Raw genomic sequence first — 618 nt, forward strand, 5'->3', positions numbered from 1 at the left:
CGTCTGCGGGTGTTGTAGCGCATGCACCATCGAAAGACTTCCTGCCGGCAGATAATGGGATTATCAAAGACTTTCCGATCACGTAGCACTTCACGTTTTAAGGTGGCGTTAAATGATTCTGCCAGGGCATTATCGGCACTAGTTCCCACCGCGCCCATGGATTGGCGTACACCAAGTTGGGCGCAGTGGTCCCTAAACGCCTGTGAGGTGTACACACTTCCATGATCAGAATGGAAAATAGCCCCGTCAAGGCTTCCGCGGACTGTGCTGGCATGGGACAAAGCCTCGATGACCAGTGAGACACGCATGTGGTCTGCGAGTGCATAACCTGCAAGTTTTCGTGAATAGGTGTCAATGACCGTGGCCAGGTACATGTTTTTACCGCCCTTACACGGCAGGTAGGTGATGTCGCCTACATAAACACGGTTCGGCTCGTCAGCGGTGAATGTACGGCCTACTAAATCTGGCATGACACGGTGACCAGGCTTGCGCCGGGTGGTGATGCATCGACGCCGTTTGCTAAAGCCTTTTAGCCCCATGGATTTCATGATGCGCGCAACCTTCTTATGGTTGATCGGGCCGAAGTCCGTATCGTCGTTGAGGCTTGCAGCGATGCGT

At 53.6% G+C, this 618-nt stretch carries 1 protein-coding gene; it reads right to left on the reverse strand.

The window, feature by feature from the left end:
• Positions 1–618: IS3 family transposase (locus HMPREF2550_RS11800; RefSeq protein WP_141760503.1), on the reverse strand; the 618-nt coding region annotated here is incomplete at both ends.

Source organism: Corynebacterium sp. HMSC074A01, from assembly GCF_001831515.1.
GTDB lineage: Bacteria > Actinomycetota > Actinomycetes > Mycobacteriales > Mycobacteriaceae > Corynebacterium.